The 16,517-nt window shown below is 56.0% G+C and carries 18 protein-coding genes; 10 read left to right on the top strand and 8 right to left on the bottom strand.

The genetic code is table 11. The features are described 5' to 3' along the window. Positions 1-118: 118 nt before the first annotated feature. A complete protein-coding gene (locus JMJ16_RS52510; protein ID WP_201394670.1) occupies positions 119-568 on the bottom strand; it encodes an HIT family protein in 450 nt (149 codons plus the stop codon). 302 nt (positions 569-870) lie between these two features. On the opposite strand from JMJ16_RS52510, the gene JMJ16_RS52505 reads away from it, so the two are divergent. The 3 genes from JMJ16_RS52505 to JMJ16_RS52495 all read left to right on the top strand — a co-directional run bounded on the left by JMJ16_RS52505 (position 871) and on the right by JMJ16_RS52495 (position 2,625). Beyond that, on the top strand, positions 871-1,815 hold the full coding sequence (locus tag JMJ16_RS52505) for an RNA polymerase sigma factor (protein WP_201394669.1): 945 nt from the start codon (positions 871-873) through the stop codon (positions 1,813-1,815). A gap of 265 nt (positions 1,816-2,080) precedes the next feature. Beyond that, the gene (locus JMJ16_RS52500) at positions 2,081-2,326 is read left to right on the top strand and encodes a hypothetical protein (protein ID WP_201394668.1); all 246 of its coding nucleotides are present in this window, start codon (positions 2,081-2,083) and stop codon (positions 2,324-2,326) included. A gap of 50 nt (positions 2,327-2,376) precedes the next feature. Continuing rightward, a complete protein-coding gene (locus JMJ16_RS52495; RefSeq protein WP_201394667.1) occupies positions 2,377-2,625 on the top strand; it encodes a hypothetical protein in 249 nt (82 codons plus the stop codon). 90 nt (positions 2,626-2,715) lie between these two features. Here JMJ16_RS52495 and JMJ16_RS52490 read toward each other — a convergent pair whose 3' ends face one another. After that, positions 2,716-3,297: a TetR/AcrR family transcriptional regulator gene (locus JMJ16_RS52490; protein ID WP_201394666.1), complete on the bottom strand. Its 582-nt coding sequence runs from the start codon at positions 3,295-3,297 to the stop codon at positions 2,716-2,718. Between the two features lie 180 nt (positions 3,298-3,477). Between JMJ16_RS52490 and JMJ16_RS52485 the strand changes: the two genes are divergently transcribed. Together JMJ16_RS52485 and JMJ16_RS52480 are read left to right on the top strand one after the other, a co-directional pair. Continuing rightward, complete coding sequence (locus JMJ16_RS52485; protein WP_201394665.1) at positions 3,478-4,077, top strand: class I SAM-dependent methyltransferase; 600 nt, start codon at positions 3,478-3,480, stop codon at positions 4,075-4,077. Between the two features lie 281 nt (positions 4,078-4,358). Continuing rightward, positions 4,359-5,039 (top strand): DUF998 domain-containing protein, encoded by a 681-nt coding sequence (locus JMJ16_RS52480; protein ID WP_201394664.1) that lies wholly within the window; start codon positions 4,359-4,361, stop codon positions 5,037-5,039. Positions 5,040-6,274: 1,235 nt separating this feature from the next. On the opposite strand, the gene JMJ16_RS52475 is transcribed toward JMJ16_RS52480, so the two are convergent. From JMJ16_RS52475 to JMJ16_RS52455, 5 genes are all read right to left on the bottom strand, one after another. After that, positions 6,275-7,516, bottom strand: a complete 1,242-nt coding sequence (locus JMJ16_RS52475) for an MFS transporter (RefSeq protein WP_201394663.1) — start codon at positions 7,514-7,516, stop codon at positions 6,275-6,277. 287 nt (positions 7,517-7,803) lie between these two features. Continuing rightward, the gene (locus JMJ16_RS52470; protein WP_201394662.1) at positions 7,804-8,229 is read right to left on the bottom strand and encodes a hypothetical protein; all 426 of its coding nucleotides are present in this window, start codon (positions 8,227-8,229) and stop codon (positions 7,804-7,806) included. A 357-nt stretch (positions 8,230-8,586) separates the two neighbouring features. Continuing rightward, a complete protein-coding gene (locus JMJ16_RS52465; RefSeq protein ID WP_201394661.1) occupies positions 8,587-9,690 on the bottom strand; it encodes an RNA-guided endonuclease TnpB family protein in 1,104 nt (367 codons plus the stop codon). 579 nt (positions 9,691-10,269) lie between these two features. Then, positions 10,270-10,485, bottom strand: coding sequence for a hypothetical protein (locus JMJ16_RS55735; RefSeq protein ID WP_236602211.1), 216 nt, complete (start codon positions 10,483-10,485; stop codon positions 10,270-10,272). Between the two features lie 172 nt (positions 10,486-10,657). After that, positions 10,658-12,964, bottom strand: coding sequence for a LuxR C-terminal-related transcriptional regulator (locus JMJ16_RS52455; protein ID WP_201394660.1), 2,307 nt, complete (start codon positions 12,962-12,964; stop codon positions 10,658-10,660). 232 nt (positions 12,965-13,196) lie between these two features. Here JMJ16_RS52455 and JMJ16_RS52450 point away from each other — a divergent pair, with 232 nt between their 5' ends. After that, a complete protein-coding gene (locus tag JMJ16_RS52450) occupies positions 13,197-13,361 on the top strand; it encodes a hypothetical protein (RefSeq protein WP_201394659.1) in 165 nt (54 codons plus the stop codon). 33 nt (positions 13,362-13,394) lie between these two features. Here JMJ16_RS52450 and JMJ16_RS52445 read toward each other — a convergent pair whose 3' ends face one another. Then, a complete protein-coding gene (locus JMJ16_RS52445; protein ID WP_201394658.1) occupies positions 13,395-13,649 on the bottom strand; it encodes a hypothetical protein in 255 nt (84 codons plus the stop codon). A gap of 234 nt (positions 13,650-13,883) precedes the next feature. Between JMJ16_RS52445 and JMJ16_RS52440 the strand changes: the two genes are divergently transcribed. From JMJ16_RS52440 to JMJ16_RS55720, 4 genes are all read left to right on the top strand, one after another. Then, positions 13,884-14,309, top strand: a complete 426-nt coding sequence (locus tag JMJ16_RS52440) for a rhodanese-like domain-containing protein (protein ID WP_201372906.1) — start codon at positions 13,884-13,886, stop codon at positions 14,307-14,309. Positions 14,310-14,550: 241 nt separating this feature from the next. Then, entirely contained in the window at positions 14,551-14,985 is a 435-nt protein-coding gene (locus JMJ16_RS55730) for a hypothetical protein (RefSeq protein ID WP_236602210.1), read from the top strand. Between the two features lie 24 nt (positions 14,986-15,009). After that, a complete protein-coding gene (locus JMJ16_RS55725; RefSeq protein ID WP_236602208.1) occupies positions 15,010-15,474 on the top strand; it encodes a hypothetical protein in 465 nt (154 codons plus the stop codon). Further along, complete coding sequence (locus JMJ16_RS55720) at positions 15,443-16,474, top strand: transposase (RefSeq protein ID WP_236602207.1); 1,032 nt, start codon at positions 15,443-15,445, stop codon at positions 16,472-16,474. Before JMJ16_RS55725 ends, JMJ16_RS55720 begins: the two co-directional genes overlap by 32 nt. Positions 16,475-16,517 lie beyond the last annotated feature (43 nt).

Raw genomic sequence — 16,517 nt, 5'->3', positions numbered from 1 at the left:
GCCCTCCTGCGACGGGTATCAGGCCTTTCTGGATGCGGCAAAAAAACATTCTTCCATGATGACTCCTTCAAACATTGATCGACAATATGCGCACTCCACCACGTATCGTGGAAAGTGGTCAGTGGATTGAGATCATGCTGTTCGCCAGAGATGCGCGCAATCTTTCACAAAAGGCGGTGACCTCGTTGGCGCCCCCTTTAGGCGAACCAGGCCATTCATCCACGCGGTTGCGCCAGTATTCTTCGGGCGTGCCGGGATAGCGGGCGAAGATGTGCAGATGCAGATGTGGAACATGATCCCCGTAAAAGAAGACGTAGACATGATCCGCGCTCGCGCATTGAAAGAATGCGCGGCTGAGGCGAGTGGTCAGCAGGCCAACGGCCTGAGCCTCCGCTAGTGTGAGCTCCGCGAAACTGGGGACGTGGCGCTTCGTCTCGGTCCTGACATAGCCAAGAAACGTCTCCCCGCTTTGGTTATAGACGTGATGGGCAGAGACCAGCTCATCTTCGTAGATGAGTCCACCGGGAACCTGACCTTTGTGTTTTGCGCAGATGGGGCATTCTTCCATTTTTTACTCCTTTTGCCTGGATAACGTATTTGTTCTTTTTTCGAGCGCAATGAAGTTGATATTCGACGCACCCTGCTCTCCTATCGTGGAAGTCTGCTCTTTCCTTGTGCTTTTTTCAGAGATGGTTATTGATTCTCAATACTACCGCCTTTTCTCCCTATTAAGTGGGTATAGTGGAAATCAGCTCTCTCTGAGGAAAAGGGGGTGAAAGAGATGGAGGTGTGTATGCGGTATTGTCGAAAAAATGCGCAAGGAACGCGTGCTCTCTGTGATAGGATAGTGAAAGGGAGATGAGGTGCCGCGTGCGCAGTTCTCCAGCGATCGACACCATGTCTCACCCGCGCGCCTCGACGAGATTGAGTCGTGTCTGGTGGCGTGCTCTTGGCTCGCTCTCCAGCAGTGCTCGCGAAATGGTTGAGCTCTGCTACCTGCTGGAGTTGCCGCAGCGCGAGGTTGCTGCCCGACTGGATCTCTCACTGAGCGCACTGGAGGCACGCTTGCACCGAGCACGTCATCAACTGCGCCAGGAGCTGAATGGCCCTCTGCGTACCGATGCCGAAGCACTTGGGCTAGCTCTGGATCAGGAGTATGCGGGAGGGTGGCGCGAAACGCGTCTCTGGTGTACGCTTTGTGGTCGTCATAGGCTCTTCGGAGCCTTTCTCCCACAACCAGACGGTAGCGCTAATCTCCATATGCAGTGCCCTGCATGCGAGCAGCGCTACAGCCTTAGCGACCCAAAGAGCAACAATGTCCATAGCAAGGGGCTGGTTCGGCTGGATGGCTTGCAGTCCTTCCGGCCAGCCTGGAAGCGCACGATGCAGGCGATGAGCCGCTTATTGATGGGAGCGCTTCGCTCAGGCGCGCGTCTGTGCCCCTATTGCGCAACGCCTGCCTCGATCTGCTTGATCGAGAAAACTCAGGTCATGCAGAGCAACAAAGCAATGATTCTGCCATCAGGGCTGGCGTGGCATCCCTCTCAATTCTGGTTGTGGTGGGATTGTCCCCAATGTGGGCATAGCCCGGGTGCAGGTGGCGCGTTCTTTGCAGCCAGCGACCTCGTCTACTGGTCATATGTGTACACCCAGCAGTTTATGCGTGAGCATCGCCGCTGGATCAGCGAGCCGGAACTCCTCGTGGAGTACGCGGGCCAGCCTGCCATCCGTTTCCAGATGGTTGATGTAACCAGCTCTGCACGCCTGACGGTGCTGGCTCATCGTCAGACGCTGCATGCGCTTGCATTTTTCTAACCACTTCTTGGGCTTCTCTTGTTTGAGGCCCTCGGGATGATCGTAGCAACCCTCTGCCTACTTTGCCTCTGGGCAATTGAGCAACAGTATCAAAATAGCGGGTGAGCCAGAAATCTCTGTATACAGGAACAGCACTGTTCCTGGGTGATGGTTTCTGCTTAGCGCAGGTAGGAGGCCAAAACCACGCCTCGACGGTTATGCCCCAGCGCGCGTGACACGGCCAGGACGGCTTCCTCATCAAGAATGCCAAGGGGGAGTCGCCCCTGTGACGGGGGAAGAGGACGGCCAGAAAGGGATTGATAGAGTGCCTGGGCATACTGTCGACGATAGGCGTGGATATCGAGGTGCTTGGGGAGGCGCGGAAAGACCTTCTCCTCGCCCCGCCGCCCCTCTACCAGCTATGCTCACGCGCTATGAGCAGGCGGCAGGAATGGCTCACCTCAAGCACATCGTCGTGGACCGCGAGAGTATGTCGGCAGAGTTTCTGGCAGCGTTGACAGGCGAAGGGTAGTAACGATCCTGCGCACCGATCAATATGCAGGGTTGGAGTCGTTCCGGGAGGTGGGAGAGTTTGCGCCTTTGCAAGTGGATCGACGAGGCAAGATCATCCGGGAGGTAGCGCTAGCGCGCTTCGGTCTGCCATTGCCTGAGCACACTGGACATGAACTGGAGGTGCGAGTGGCGCTGATCCGCGACTTGCGGCGCCTCGTTCCCAAAGATCCGTCCTCCGAGGACGAAAATCGGCCCTTCCGGTGGGACGAGAAACCCGATGGGCAGGGCCTCACGCCATCGCAGTGCTTGCGCATCTAGACCAAGAATTCCTTGAATATCCCTTGCGGATGAGGTTGCTTTCAAGCTCTGCCCAGCAAGAGGAGCTCAGATATGCTTGCCGATGTCTGCTCACGTTTCCTTGAGCATTGACCACACTCCGGGTAGCGCCAGTTGCTGGAAAATGTGCTCCATCTGTTCTGGTGGGTAGGGCATATCAGCAGCGACCCACCATTTGAGCAAGGTGAGCAAGGTACTGGCCAGGTACTCAGAGACCACTGGCAGCGGGATCGGCGGCGAACGTCTTTCTGCACGCAGGGTGGAAAGAGCCGGTTCAATCGCTTGGCAGAGTGCCGTCTGCAAGGCTTCCCACAAGAACTTGCCCGCACGGCTTCGCATCAGCACCCGTAATTGCTGATTCTCAGAGTGGTACGCATGCTCAAACAGTTCCAGACTGGGCAGGACCCGTTGTCTTGCTACTGCATGGGCGATCGGGCGAGTGAGCCGCTCCAGCTCCTGCTCTATGATACTATTGAGGACATCCTCTTTATCGAAATAATGGGCATAGAAGGTAGTACGGCCAATGTTTGCCCGATCCAAAATATCCTGCACCAGAATCTCATCATAGGGTTTTTCTCCCACGAGTTCCGCAAAGGCGGAGTTCACCAGGCGATAGGTACGTTGGGAACGACGATCGGCTTTCTGCTGTTTCACTCCTGTCCCTCCTTCTTTGACGAACAATTAGGGCCAGTTGTTCGGTAGAGAATGGTTTCCCTGCTTTGTGCTTGCCAGGGAGAACACTCCCTTGTATTCTCTCCTCAGAATACCATATTCGGTAGCAAACATGTCATTCTGAAAACTTGAACAGAGAAGGAGAAAGATGGAAAATAGAAAATGAAAAGCAAACACCACACACTTGATGTTGAACTCTTCGAGCGCTGGGGATCGACGTACGAGCGTTCCTGGATGCAGCAACGCCTGTTTGATCCAGTTCACTCCGCAGTATTACATCAAGCCGCCAGCCGCTTCAAACCGGCGAGTGTGCTGGACATCGGCTGTGGGAGCGGGAGACTCTTGCGGAAAGTGCATGACTATTGGCCGGAGGCACACCTTTCTGGGGTCGATCCGGCGCACAAAATGCTGGAAGTCGCACGCCAGCTCACACCAGAGGCTCGCTTCTCCATGGGTTCCGGTGAGGCATTGCCACTGGAGGATGCCTCGGTCGATCTAGCGCTCTCGACCATCTCTTTTCATCACTGGCGGGATCAGGCTGCCGGTGTGCGTGAGGTCGCCCGAGTGTTGCGACCTGGTGGCTTCTTTCTGCTCGCTGATTTCACCTTACCCACCTGGCTTGCATGGCTGCTTCCACGTGTTCACAGTGCAGCGCAGATGCGTGTGCTTTTTGAACAGGCGGGTCTGGATGTACAGGCGCAGCCAGGTCCTGTTGCGCGCTTTGTGCGTATCACCATCGGTACGAAGAGAGCAGATGATTGACGCCGATTTCTTCCATGACTCTTCAGCACTACAAGTGGTTGGTGGAAGAGTGCTGGTCTTTGCTGCTGCCTGGATTTTCGGAAATACTTGACGCATGTTGAGCTTTCTCACACGCAGCGTGGACGCTACTGGAACCATCGTGTGGTTACGTCTTGTGTCCGCTTCTCTCGGAAGTCGTCCCCCTGATCGCGACTTTAACAGGAGGAGCCTGTTCACCAAAGCAATCATGAAAGGAACACACAATTATGACTCCCTCATCTTACGGCAAAGGAGAAAAACACATGGAAACCTCAGCACAAAGCGCTGGAGAGCAGCCGGTGGCGACGAGACTGCTCCTGGCTTGCGGTGTCATTGCTCCGCTGCTCAACAGTGTTGTCATTCTCATCCTTGGGGCCATACGCCCTGGCTACAACGCCTGGATAGTCCCCGATAGCAACCTCGAACTGGGGGAAGGTGGGTGGATACAAAGCACCAACTACATCGTCACCGGAGCGCTCCTGCTCGCTTTTGCCATCGGGATGAGGCTGCTCCTGCGCACCGGACGTGGTTCCACCTGGGGACCCATCCTGCTCGGCATCTATGGCCTCACCTTCATCGTCACCGGGCCTATCCTTCCCGACCCGTCGCTAGGTTACCCACCAGGAGCGTCGAGCACGCTAACCATTCACGGAGCCATTCATATCCTCTTTGGTCAGCTTCAGTTCACTTCGCTGATTGCGGCTTGCTTCGTGCTGGCACGGCGCGATGCGGCGCTCGAAAGGCGCGGCTGGTCCTGGTATTCGGTTGCCACTGGTCTGCTGGTCGCCGCCTCTGATGTCGCCTTCGTCCTCACCGCCAAATTGTTAGATGGGGGACCAACAGGACTCATTGAACGGATTGGCATCATTGGCGGCGGCATTTGGATCGCTCTGCTGGCGATTCGCCTGATGAGCAGATCAGTCCCACGGGTATCTGTCGAATGAATAGGTCTTACACTCGGGCCGAGTAGACGTAATGAAGGGAGGTCCAGAATACGTGAAAAAATCTCTCACTTATGGGTGGTTTTCATGCGTATCCTGGGTCTCCCTCGCTGGGATCGGTCCCCTGCTCCTGACCGTCGGGACAGATGATTCTCTTTATCCAATCCTCTCCTCTTGCGGGAACGAGCACTGGCCGAAGGCGCCGATCTGGAATTCATTGAGAAAGAGGGCCTGGCCCACCTGTTCATGTTTGCGCCAATCCCCGAAGCCAACCCGGATAGTACACCAATGTGTCTATGTGTCAAGACTTCTGGAGGAGGGGAGCCGCAGGCTCATCAAGCATCCTTGCGAGCTTGAGGCTTGGGTGATGCGCTGAAATGCCTGCTCCTGCCAGGAGCGTGGAGTAAGCGATACCGAGAGCATCGACCCTTGACTGGAGTGGGAAGACTCAAAGAGCGAGAGCGAGCGGGAGATAGTGACGCTCCTCAATGCAGGACCCCGCTCGCTCTCGGCACAAAGCGCTCACCCGCTCCAGTCAAGGGCGGTATCGCCCACGCGACTGGCTGGCAGAAACGAAAAGGAGCTTCTGGCCAAGCACGCTTCAGGGCAAAAAACGACGCAAACGGATGAGAGTCAAGGCGGCGCGAATGGTGTGAATGCACGCACACTGCATCACCTTGATGGAAAAACAGCTGCGGGAGACAGGTAGCATCTTGATGACCGCCCCTGCTCATTCCCTCTATTGTGCCGCTCGAAGCAGTTTCTGGCGCAAAGACAGCCGACCAGCACGCTTGCGGCGTAGGCGACCAGTACTTGGCCGGAAAAGATGGCGACGATGATGCCGCACAACACGCTCCCACAAAGAGCAGTAGAGAGCAAAAATGCCTCACGCATCCAGCCACGCTTGAGCACCTGCGCGCCAACCGAACCGGCCAACCATCAAGCCAAGAAAGAATGCCGTCGCGACAGGAGCAGCTTGTGCCAGATGGTAAATGACCTACCATATGAGTCAGTTTTGCCCTCAAACGTGGGAAATTGCCCCCAATGGTGAGCAGACCCCCATTGACTGCCTGAAAACCAGCTTCTGGGGCGGATCGCTTCACCCTGTTTTTGTCAATTTGGGTGGGAACCCGCGAGGGCCATACGTCGCGCGAACCATCATTTGCGAACCGCTGGCTTCTCTCCTGTGAACAAGAGAGAAGCCCTACATCTGAGAATCAGCCGCAGCATGGTGGAATTTACTCTTGTGGGAATGTCGCTTGCCGCATGTGCCGAGAGAGAAACAGAAATCCGGTGATCAGAAGCAGGCCACTCCACACGATGCCCACGGTCGGCAACACGCCCAGATGCTCCAGGCTCAGCCCGAGTGCAAAGGAGCCGAGGGTTTGGACGCTGAACAAGATCAGGCGAGAGACGCCATTGACGCGGCCTTGCAGGGCACCTGGAACGACAGCGAAGCGATAACTGTCCATGAAGATAGCACGGATCGAGTCGGAGAGAGCGATGGCAGCGAAGACGGCTCCCAACAGCAGTGGCGTCGTGATGAAGCCATAGAGAGGGAAGAACACCACGAACACGATCAGGGTACAGCGAAGCGTGAGGCCAAAGCGTATGCGCCGCTGCAACGGCGGGCAGAGCGCCGCGCCAAGCAGGTTCCCGACGCCGCCACATGCTCCGATCAGGCCGTAGAGCACCGACGGGATATGCTGCTGTTGCACAATGTCCAGGACGAGAAGCATACTGGCTGTGATGGTGAGGTTGACATAGCTGGAAATGAGGAAGATCGAGCGTATGACCATATGCTCCCGCAGCCAGGTGAGCCCCTCGCGCACTTCTTGGAGCAGGTGGTGACGCTGCGTCCTCCGTTCATCTTGCATGGGCGAGCGTATGGAGAAGAGTGAGCTGAGCAAGATCAGAGAGGAAAGCGCGTCGGTGACGAACGGGAGCAGCCTGCTGATGCTAAAGAGCCAGCTACCCAGGGCGGGTCCGACAAGCGCGCTGGAGCCAACAATCACCTCGTTCTGTGCGACTGCTGTGGTGAGCTGGCTCTTTGGCACGATCCATGCCAGTGCTGCAAATTGGGCCAGCTCGTAGAAAAGCGAAATGGCTCCCAGGCCAAAGGCAATGGCGTAGAGGAGAAGCAGCCGCAGTGGACCGCTGGAAAGGCCCAGCGCCAGGGGAATGCTCGCCACGCACACCATCAAGCAGAAGGTAGAGAGCAGCATCACGCGTTTGCGCGGCCAGCGATCCACCAGCGACCCGGCGGGGAGGCTCAACAGGACATAGGGAAGCTGTCCCAGGCTATACGCGAGGGAGGCAGCAGCGATCGAACGCGTCAGTCCCACAATGAGCAGTGGAAACGCGAACTGTGTGCATGAAGTGCCGAGCGAGGAGACGGCGTTGCCGAGCCAAAGCAAAAGATAGTCACGATTGCGCCAAAGGGAAACGGGCTGTGGTGGAATGACTTCCGTGTTGGTCATGAAACATCCTTTCGTTCGACTTGTTTCTGCAAGAAGGGAAGCAAAAGGAGCCCGGCAACCGAGGCGCGGTCCAATCAACACGGGGCTGAGATACATCGCAGGATGAAGACAACGCATATCCTCGCACCAACGCGATCAGCGCTGCGCGTGAGGAGGGCGCTATTCACAAACAGCCACGTAAGCCAAAAGTGCCGGGCTTACGCGGTCAAAAGCGGTTTCACACCGCCTGAGGGGAACAGATATCTTTTACTCATTGGTCAGATGATAGCATGGAGACCGCATCGGTGTCAATGAATACTGCTCACCCCACCCATCCGCTCTTCCCATCCATGCGCAAGGGGATGGGAAGACTCGGAGGGCTCGGTGCGCGTGCTGACAACGCCACAGCTCATGGTGGGTATTCTGGCAACGCGGATTGGGGGCAAGCTCAGGATTGTCTGCTTTCTCCTCGTCCACGCCAAGAGCTCTTTTCTCGCCTTTCTGGCGTCTGTCGCTGGCGAAGCAGATCCTGAGGGTTTTCGCGCAACGAGCTTGCGGCGAGTAGCTCGCTCCACAGATGTTGAGAGAGTCAGGGTCGTGGCGAAGGTGCGGTAGCTCTCAATCAGTTCTTCGAGTTCGGCCATATACCGGCTGAGGTTCCTGACATTGCTGCGGGAAGCGCGTCGAAGCTCTCGCCGACCACAGATCAGCAGACAGTTCAGGCGATCTTTCATCAGCCAGGCTCCTTTATGAGAGAAGCGTGCGGCCCGCATACGCAATGTACACGCTGTCCACCGGATACCAGCGTCCACCCCAGCCACGTATCATAGGTCGAGGGATTCCAGATGTTTTAAATTCCATACCCCTTGAGGTAACTCACTGAGCTGATTGTGGTTCTCAGTGTACTTTTGCCAGTCTGCCTGGTTTCGAACATGCTCTGGCATGAAAGAGACCCCTGCGTTTCCTATATGCAACTGCCTCAAATTTGTTAGTCCGCCGATTTCAGGAGGTAGTGATATTAGGCAATTATGGTTCAGTGTTAGGGATGCTAGCTTTGGTGACACTCCACGTCCCGTAAACGGGACGGGCTTCTAAGCCACGTCACCGGTTTGGCCTGTCTCCGAGGAGACCGTCTCCGCGAGACGTGGTTGGGCCGATTCCTTGCTTAGACAACGTTGGGGCGTGTCTGCCCGACTACTCCTTGGCCTGGACAAGCCAGGTGGACGGAGATACGTGAAGGATTGAGGAAACTTCACCTGACAACCAAAGCTGAGTTGATGCATATTGACCGAACCCACCAGATCACGGTGCCCCGTGAACCCACAGGCGCGGCATGCCCACTGTCTTCCCTTGGGCTTGTGTCTATGCCCACATGCAGGACACTGGCTCGAGGTTCCTCGTTCCGAGCCGGTGAAGCTCATGATGTGAGCAGCCTGGCTTTTGTGCGTGAGATAGTCAATGTCCTTGCCATACTCCCACAAGGCCAGACGTTGATTGTGGTGTCTGCCACTCTTCTTGTCACGAACCCCATGAGGATTGCCGATGAAGAGGGTCCCAACCTGCTGCTCAACACAGAAGTCGATGACGTTGCGAGTCGCTTTGTGTCGCAGGTCGCGAATGCGTCGCTCGGCTCGTCGGCATTGTTTGTTCTTGGCGCGTTGCAATTTTTTCCAGCGACGCGAATACTGTTTACAGCGGGATTGCTTCCTGGCAAACTGGCCCAATTGCTTCGTCCGCTGGCGTTTGAGCGAGCGAATACCACGTCCGGTGACGATCATGGCTTTGCCTGTGTTCGTCGTAACGGCTGCCAGGTGGATCTCGCCCAAATCAACGGTGGCCTGGACGGTGCCTGCAGCCTCCTCGGCCTGTGGGACCTGCACACAGACGTGCAGTTCAAACCCAGCGTTCCAGACCAGGGTACACGCCCCGCTGTTTTCTGGAAGCTCGATGGGCAGGACGAGGGATGGGCGCCCTCTGCCCATGGGCAGGACCACCCGCCCATGTTCTTTGCTCACTGCTTGCGCAGGCCACTTGACCGGGTAAAAACGTTTGGTGCGCCAGGGATACTTCATCTTCATCTGGGGATGGGTGTGACGGAGCTGGCGGGTGGTCTGGATGGTGGCGAGGAAGACGGCAACGATCATTTGTACTGATTGGCTCTGCAGGGCAAAACGGCCCTTGGTGGCTTTCTGCAACGCGTCTCGTCCTGGTCAGGGCAGATGGGCGAGACGTGCGGCTTTATGCATTTCCATGCAACAATTCCACGCTTGTGCGGCTTCCACCTGAGCAGCTTTGAGGCGTTGGAAGAGTGTAGGCGACAGATGATTCAGTTGATAGATTTTTACCGTTTGCATGCAGAGCATGATAGCAGAAAAGAGTAGATGGGACAAGTGGGAAAACCGGATATACTCACTCTTGAGTTGCCTCTCAGAACGATCCCGTACTTCAGAGAAGCGTGTCAGGGAAAGCGAGAGCAAGTTGGTTGGAGGCGGCCCCACCCACCCAGCCCGAAAGGAACGGCGCTTTCATCCCGTCCCATGAATGGAGACGGGACTTCCCGCGCCGGGTGTTAAAACGCTTGTGATTCTACCGAAAGAAAAGCGCTTACATCTCTTCTGAGGAGGGTGAATCAGCTGCATGTACGTTGTCAGGAGTCTATTCTGGCTGGTTCGTGTGAGCTGTTCCTGTTATGTGCTGACAATACTGTTCCGCCGTTTGGGCGCCAAAGAACCCTGTGAGGATCGCCTGAGCCTCAAAATGCTGCCCAAAGCATGTCACGCCCCTGGTGCAAACGAGAGCACCGCCAGGGCTAGCGCAACACGATTGAAGAGATCAGCCGTTTCACCTCTTACCTCGCTTCGAAAGAGGAGGCGATCCCCTTTTGATGCGAGGAGTGTTCCTGCCTGACGGGCTGCTTCCAGGTCGCCCTCATCGGGTCCCTGCCTCTCATAGAGCGCCAGCACGCGAAGAGGAATGGCTGCACTGAGCACGATGGCGAGATGGCTTGATGCGACTGAAGGCTGCCCAGTGATGTGGTGAGATGATGCACTCAGGGGAGGGCGTGAGTTTGTTGTCTTCTGGCTTGTTGCCGCTCTGGGGCTTGCGGTGGGCTCAAGCCCAAAATGTCAAAGACCACTACGAATCGCCTGAAATTTGGACGTCTTACTCATCAAGCGCCTGGGCCACAGCTTGTTCTAGTGTCAGCTCGCGTCCCTGGGCCCAGGTAGCCTGGAAGGTCTCCTCATCGAGTTGGGCGCGCACAGCGGCGATTATGCCATCTATCTCCCGTTTGTCATTCGGTTGGTGGAAGGCTCCCAATCTCTCCAGGATTCTTTCTGAAGCGCCGAGCAAACGTGCGGCTTGCTGCGGCTGGCCCAACGTACCAACGGCCCCTGCGAGGAGCGCCAGATCCGTTGCTATTTGGAGCCTATTGTTGATTGCGCGTGCTAACTGTAGCCCCTGGCGTCCCAGGTCTCTGGCGCGCCCAGCCTCACCTTCATGTAGGGCGATGTAGGTGAGGTTATTATACATAAAGACGATCCGGCGTGTTTCTCCCGTTTGCTGGGATACTGCAAGACATTCCTCATAAGCGTGCCTGGCAAGGTCATCATCCCCACTGAAACGCGCTATTTCCCCCATGATGTTTAGCGCCTGCGCCATCCCTGGTTGATGAGAAAGTTCGCGGAACAATGCTAGACTTTCCTCAACGAGAGGCATGGCTGCAGATCGCTCTCGCAACATCGTGTAGCCCAGCAAAGCAAGTGCCCAGGCCATCTGGAGCCGATCCCCTAAATCACGGGAAATCTCAAGCGCTCTCCTAAACAGGGGCTTTGCGGCATCGAGATCGTAGAGAAAGGCTAGATGTCCAGCGCTGAGCAGGAACTTGGGATGATACACCAAAGATACTTCATCAAGCCGCTCTAAGAGTTGTTGGGTCCATCGGCGCCCTTCAACATGATACCCATCACCGTACCAGAACAGGCAGAGAGCACCCGCTAATCGTATGCCCAGCGCCACATCTCCACTGCTCAATGACCAGGAGAGCGCCGCACGGATATTCTCCATGTCCAATTCGAGCCGCCCAGACCAATAATCGTACCCTGCCAGCCGCAACTCTGGCTCGGCACGTTCTGCCAGCTCAACAAAACACTCAGCGTGCCGTCTCCGCGTTGTTTCCTCTTCACCGCTTGTTTTCAGTCGCTCACGTGCGTACTCCTGGATCATTTCCAGCATGACAAAATGTGGTTCACTGCCTGGCATCTCTTTCTGCTGCACGAGATGTTTATCCACCAGGGATGCTAGCCCGTCTAATACATCAATGGATAGACCTTCACCACAAATGCCCTCGATGGCTTCCAGCGAGCAGCCCCCACGAAAAACTGCTAGTCGCGCCAACAGATGTTTCTCATCCTCATCAAGCAGGTTATAGCTCCATTCAATGGAGTCGCGCAGGGTTCGCTGTCGCGGCGGGGCGTCACGTGAACCGCCTGCGAGCAGACGCAAAGGCGAGCTATCCCTCGTTCCTTCCAACCGCTCCAGCAACGCCTGCGGCGTGAACAGTTTACAACGCGCCGCAGCCAGTTCGATAGCGAGCGGTAACCCATCAAGACGGATACAGATTCGCCCAATCGCCGGGGCTGTAACTTCACTCAGCGTAAAGCGGGGCAGTGTCATCTGTGCACGTCTAAGGAAGAGTAGACCTGCTTCGGATTTGATGAGGCTCTCAACGGAAGGTGCCTCAGCGAGAGGCAGTGAGAGCGGCGGGACGAGGTATTCCTGCTCCCCGGCGATGCGCAATGGCTCCCGGCTGGTGACGAGGACTTTCAGGCGTGAAGAAGCTGCCAGTAACTTGGATACCAGTGGAGCTGCCTTGATGACATGCTCAAAGTTGTCAATCAGTAGCAACAGCTCTCGTTGGGCAAGCGCCCGTTTCAGGGTATCTGGTAGGGGTTCCATAGGACGTTCAACTACACCAAGCACGGAGGCGATGGCTTTTGTCACCAGAGTGTAATCTGAGAGGGGAGTAAGGTCGACGAAGCAGACACCATCAGTGTATGCTGAAGCTTCCTCTGTCGCCACCCGCAACGCCAGCTGCGTTTTGCCAGTTCCTCCGGTGCCAGTGAGAGTCAGCAGACGGGATGTGTCCAGCAGTTGCTTTACTTCAGCAATTTCACGGCTGCGCCCGATAAAAAGGAGGGTCTGTGGGGGAAGATTCGACCTGGATACCGGATGCGGCGACGTCGAGACCTTGCTCTCGAGCAAACCGAGGTCTTTCACGCACGCGATAGCTTGAGTACGACTTTTGACCCCCAGTTTGCTGTAAATCTGGCGGTTGTACCACTTAATGGTATTTGGACTCAGAAAGAGCTCGTCGGCAATCTGCTGATCTGATAATCCGGTTGATAGTCGCTTCAAAATCTCTTGTTCGCGTTCGTTCAGGAGATCAGGCGACGTCGCCTTTCCTTTCATAAGCCTGTTCCCAGATGATAAGGAGACTTATACACAATTATCACGTATTATCACGAACACAAGCATTCTACTCTTTCTTGCTGGGCTTGTCTACTGCTTTTTTCCATTCTTTCTAATGGTGACATTTCTCCTCATTTTCCTTATGCTTAGGAAGACGAAAGCAATGCAAAAGCGAGATTAAGGATCCTGCAGAACCAATGAGGAATTGTCCATCCACTAAGGAGCAACATTGGTGCAAGAGATGAGGATGTATCATGGCACAAACCACTGTCCTATCCGAACCGATCAGGATGCCTGTATTGCTGTAGGATGGGCTGGGCATTGCACGCTTACTATTGACCGCGAGACGCAGGCAGGAGGGATGGGATTGGGTTTCAATGGAGGGGAGTTACTCTGAAAAAACATCTCGAGCTTTCTCCTTATTCTTCAGTCACCAGACCCCATGGGTAAACCTAGGGGCTTGCACCTCACCTCCCTCTCCCAGGGGACCAGGGGTGGATGCATTCACCAGCAGGACAAGCCTGAAGGTCGTTGGGACGGGTGACGAGCGGCTCAACCAACCGCCACTCTCCGTAGAGAGTCGCCCCACCAGGAAAGGGTACTCGCAGGTTGAACAAGCGAGTAGGGCTTTGGCCCCATGCCGATCCTGGCATGCTGAACTGGCGCGACTGATGCAGGTAACCATGCATCACAAACAGTTTCTCGTGCTATGCAGAGGAGTGCCTTTGTGCTGACCTGTTCGTAGCGTCTACATTCTTCTTCTCAAACAATGTAGGAAAACCGGAAAGGAGAAGGAACCTCGCCACCCATGCGCCTGAAAAGGACTCGGCATTCCTCCCCCGCATGAATGCGGGGGGAGGAATGCCTCGATTCAATGAACGCTCGCTAATTCTCATACCGAGAAGAAAGGAAAAGAACCATGTCAACACCGAACAGCGAACAGGGGAAGAGTGCAATTCAGATTGTTGCCGAAGCCCGCAAAACCATCCCAGAACTCACCGTCGCACAGGCGAGAGAGAAGTTGGATCAGGGACAAATTGGTCTGCTGCTTGATGTCAGGGAGCCCGTTGAGTGGGAGAAAGGACATATTCCAGGGGCAGTACTAGCCCCACGCGGCATGCTAGAATGGTATGCAGACCCGACAACGCCTTACGCCAAACCAGAACTCACGACGAAGCGGGATGCTCACATCATTGTCGCGTGTGCCTCTGGTGGGCGCTCGATGCTGGCGGCTCAGACACTCCAGTCGATGGGCTACACCAATGTGGTGAGTATGGCAGGCGGCTTCAATGAGTGGAGCAAGCAAGGGTTTCCCACCGAGGAGGGGACGGCAGAGATGAAATGACCGTTTCACCAACATATATGCTGGTGAATATAATGAGAGACGAAGGCAGAAGCCTACCACCTTGGAGCGCTTCTGCCTTATACCTGTTTTCTACTATTCGTGAAGTTTTTCTGCAAAACTATGGGTCAGCCCACGAGATACGCAAAGAGATGCAAGCAAGCTAGCAGCATAAAGGAAAAAGAGGTCTCTACTTGAGAGAGAAGCTGTTGTTTCGTCTCAAGATGGGAGGTCTCTGTGCTCCATGATAACCAACCCGTGTATTGAAATCCAGACCTCTGAAGCCCCTTGGCCAGCAGTACCGCCCTGGTTTGCGGAAGTGACCGTCATTGTGCAGTATCTCACGACGAAAGGATTACTCGATGCCTTTGCCCACAAGGTGTGTCTGATCCGTGGGCGCTTCGGCCGCTATGAACCCATTGATTTTCTCGCTCTCTTGTTGGGCTATGCCATCAGCGGGGAGCGCACCTTAGAAGCGTTTTGTGCGCGAGTTGCTCCCTTTGGGCCAGCGTTCATGGCTTTGTTTGGACGCCGGTGTTGTCCGCATCGGGCCAGCTTGAGCCGCTTTTTAGCGGATGTCGATCGTCCTTGCCTCGAAGCTTTTCGTCCCCTCTTTCAGCAGTACCGTTTCACTGATGGATGGACCGGAGATTCCATCGGGGGCATCTTCGATCGGTAAGGACGTCGCTTCATCGTCTTTGATGTGGATGCCACCCGTCAGACCGCTCGTCAACGAGCTCTCCCAACGGCTCCGGAATTGTCTGCTCCTCGCCGTCGCCTCGATGCGGTCTGTGCTCCGGGCTACATGGGACGCAAGCGCGGTGAAGTAGTGCGCTCACGGACGGCTGCGCTCCAGATGCACACACGGCAATGGATTGGGACGTATTCAGGCAAAGGCAACGGAGACTATCGGGAAGAACTCGCCTGCACCCTCCAAGCAGTGACGACCTATCTGGAACAGTTTTCCCTCCCTCCTGAAACAGCGCTCATCCGCTTAGACGGGCAATATGGCGATGCGGCAGTCATCGCCCAAATCATGCGCACCGGGATGCATCTGGTCACTCGCGGCAAGGGCTATCAACTGCTAGAGCGTCCTTCCATCCAGCAAGCACTCGGCCCACCCACCAACTTCCAGCATGGCCCGGAAAAACACCGGCGAGGTTGTTGAGTTGTTTGAGGGAGGTTGGCTCGCTTTAGGAGAAGAACTGCCCTCCGTCCGGGTGATTGTGACCCGTTCCCTGGCTCCTTCTCCTGATTCCACCGTGAAGGTTGGCAAGCGCGTAGGAGAGTGGATCTATGAACTCTTCATCACGACCCTGGATGCCGAGGGCTTGTTGATTGAAGATGTGGTGAACCTGTATCACGGGCGTGGGGCGTTTGAAACTATCTTCGCCGAGGAGGATCTGGAAGATGATCCCGACCGGTGGTGCTCGTACACAGAATGCGGACAGGAACTCTGGCAAATCGCATGCCAGTGGGTGTGGAATATTCGACTCGCGCTCGGACACGCCATGCAAGGAAAGGAGCGGCGCGAGATGGAGTGGTCTCCTGCAAAAGAACGTCCTCCACGGCTGTGCTCGTCTGATCCGTCAACCGAGACCTACGGTCCCTGGCACTTGGCCAGAGACAGCGGTCGGGGTCAGATCCCGGCCAGCGCGTTTACCCTGCATGACGCGGTCTCGCTTCGCTGCCCGACCGGAGCGACCCTCTGGTTGAGTGAACTCCAGCAAGAGAACGCGTTCAGCCAACGGGCCGTGTTCGTGGTGCAGTTGGATGACTGTCGGCCTTGCCCCTTGCGTGAGCAGTGTCAGGCACGTGGCGCGAAAGGCAACCGAGCACGCCGGGTCAGTGCCGTTCGTCGTCTGCTCCCAGCACCTTCCTCGCTGGAGCCTCAAACAGGCATCCTGGCAGCCACCCGTTGGGTCGATGTTACGGGGCGTGCACTTCGAGGGACCTGGACGGCTCACTGGCGTGGTCAATACATTGAAATCCTTCCACTTGTTGAGACCCCACAGCACATTCCTCTACCACCTCGCCCACCACGTGCGGTCCGTTTGCATGACCGGTGGAGTTGGTCGGATCGGCTTGCGCGCAATGCCTGGTTCGGTCCACCGCACGTGCGCGTCACCGTGGCTGGGGTTCCTGCCCACCTCGCCACACACTCTTGAGGAGGAACGAACTTCAACAGAACAACTGATCACGCTCTCTTTC

The sequence above is a fragment of the Ktedonobacter sp. SOSP1-52 genome, assembly GCF_016587395.1.
The sequence above is the reverse complement of the archived record's forward strand: the minus strand, read 5'-3'. Positions and strand labels throughout refer to the sequence as shown.

Coding starts and splice junctions, on each gene's coding strand:
- JMJ16_RS52510 (WP_201394670.1), bottom strand. CDS start 568: ATGGAAGAATGCCCCATCTGCGCAAAACACAAAGGTCAGGTTCCCGGT.
- JMJ16_RS55720 (WP_236602207.1), top strand. CDS start 15,443: ATGGCCCGGAAAAACACCGGCGAGGTTGTTGAGTTGTTTGAGGGAGGT.
- JMJ16_RS52445 (WP_201394658.1), bottom strand. CDS start 13,649: ATGGTTACCTGCATCAGTCGCGCCAGTTCAGCATGCCAGGATCGGCAT.
- JMJ16_RS52440 (WP_201372906.1), top strand. CDS start 13,884: ATGTCAACACCGAACAGCGAACAGGGGAAGAGTGCAATTCAGATTGTT.
- JMJ16_RS52455 (WP_201394660.1), bottom strand. CDS start 12,964: ATGAAAGGAAAGGCGACGTCGCCTGATCTCCTGAACGAACGCGAACAA.
- JMJ16_RS52470 (WP_201394662.1), bottom strand. CDS start 8,229: ATGAAAGATCGCCTGAACTGTCTGCTGATCTGTGGTCGGCGAGAGCTT.
- JMJ16_RS52485 (WP_201394665.1), top strand. CDS start 3,478: ATGAAAAGCAAACACCACACACTTGATGTTGAACTCTTCGAGCGCTGG.
- JMJ16_RS52480 (WP_201394664.1), top strand. CDS start 4,359: ATGGAAACCTCAGCACAAAGCGCTGGAGAGCAGCCGGTGGCGACGAGA.
- JMJ16_RS52475 (WP_201394663.1), bottom strand. CDS start 7,516: ATGACCAACACGGAAGTCATTCCACCACAGCCCGTTTCCCTTTGGCGC.
- JMJ16_RS55730 (WP_236602210.1), top strand. CDS start 14,551: ATGATAACCAACCCGTGTATTGAAATCCAGACCTCTGAAGCCCCTTGG.